Annotated in this window: 1 protein-coding gene; it reads left to right on the forward strand. The window is 65.1% G+C overall.

Annotation, left to right across the window (positions count from 1 at the left end):
• Positions 1 to 1761 (forward strand): non-ribosomal peptide synthetase (locus AWC14_RS09450; RefSeq protein WP_142281637.1); only part of this gene is annotated, 1761 nt, incomplete at both ends.

Below are 1761 nucleotides of genomic sequence, written 5' to 3' on the forward strand. Positions count from 1 at the left end.
CGTTTGGAGCGGGTGTTGGTGGCGATGACCTCCGATCCGACACAGGCAATCTCGTCGGTGGGTGTGGTTGACGGGGTTGAGTCGGCTCGGTTGTTGGGGTGGGGTAATCGGGGGGTGTTGTCGGCGCCGGTGGGGTCGGTGGGGTCGATTCCGGCGGTGTTTGGTGAGCAGGTTGTGCGTGCGCCGGAGGCGGTGGCGTTGTGTGGTGGGGGCCGCTCGGTGACGTATGGCGAGCTTGATGAGGCGTCGAATCGGTTGGCGCACTTGTTGGTTGCTCGGGGGGCGGGTCCTGGTCGGCGGGTGGGGTTGTTGTTGCCGCGGTCGGTTGAGGCGGTGGCGGCGATTTTGGCGGTGTTGAAGACGGGTGCGGCCTATGTGCCGATTGATCCGGCGGTGCCGGCGGCGCGGGTGGCGTTTGTGCTTTCTGATGCGGCGCCGGTGGCGGTGATCACCTCGGCGGGGTTGGCTGATCGGCTGGCTGGGTTGGATGTGCGGGTTATTGATGTCGATGACCCGGTGGTGGATGCCCAGTCCAGTGCTGGGTTGGCGGTGCCGGCTGCTGATGATGTGGCGTATGTCATTTACACCTCGGGTACGACGGGTGTGCCCAAAGGGGTTGCGATTTCTCATCGCAATGTGGTTGAGCTGATGGCGTCGTTGGGTGAGTGCTTGGAGTTGGCCGGGCAGGTGTGGTCGCTGTGGCATTCGTTGGCGTTTGACGTGTCGGTGTGTGAGATGTGGGGCGCGCTGCTGCATGGGGGCCGGTTGGTGGTGGTGCCCGAGTTGGTGGCGCGTTCTCCGGAGGATTTTCACGCGTTGTTGGTGGCCGAGCAGGTCAGTGTGTTGAGTCAGACGCCGTCGGCGTTTTATGCGTTGCAGACTGCTGATGCGCTGGCGCCGGAGTTGGGTCGTCAGCTCAAGCTTGAGACGGTGATCTTTGCCGGGGAAGCCCTTGAGCCGGCGCGTCTTCGGGGGTGGTTGGAGCGTCATCCGGGGGCGCCGCGGTTGGTCAATATGTATGGCACCACCGAGACGACGGTGCATGCGTCGTTCCGTGAGATCGGCTGGGGTGATGTCGATGGTGTGGTGAGCCCGGTGGGGGTGCCGTTGGCTCATCTTGGGTTTTTTGTGCTTGATGGGTGGTTGCGTCCGGCGCCGGCGGGTGTGGTGGGTGAGTTGTATGTGGCCGGGCGTGGTGTCGGGTTTGGGTATGTGGGCCGGGCGGGGTTGACGTCGTCGCGGTTTGTGGCGTGCCCGTTCGGGGCGGCGGGGCAGCGGATGTATCGCACCGGGGATTTGGTGCGTTGGGATGCTGCGGGGCAGTTGTCTTATTTGGGGCGCGCCGATGAGCAGGTCAAGATCCGCGGGTATCGCATCGAGTTGGGTGAGGTGCAGGCCGCGCTGGCCGGCTGTGCGGGGGTTGCTTCGGCGGCGGTGATTGTGCGTGAGGACCGCCCCGGTGATAAGCGGCTGGTGGGCTATCTGACCGGGAGTGCCGATCCGGTCCGGGTCCGTGAGCAGTTGGGGCAGCGGTTGCCGGGCTATATGGTGCCCGCGGCGCTGGTGGTGTTGGAGGCATTGCCGTTGACGGTCAACGGCAAGCTGGACAAGCGGGCGCTGCCGGCACCCGAATACGCCGACGCCGATCGCTATCGCGCCCCGGCCAACGCCATCGAAGAACTCCTGGCCGGCATCTACGCCCAAGTCCTGGGCCTCGACCAAGTCGGCGTCGACGACTCCTTCTTCGAACTCGGCGGCCTT

Source organism: Mycobacterium kyorinense, from assembly GCF_002101735.1.
In the GTDB taxonomy this organism is placed as follows: Bacteria; Actinomycetota; Actinomycetes; order Mycobacteriales; family Mycobacteriaceae; genus Mycobacterium; species Mycobacterium kyorinense.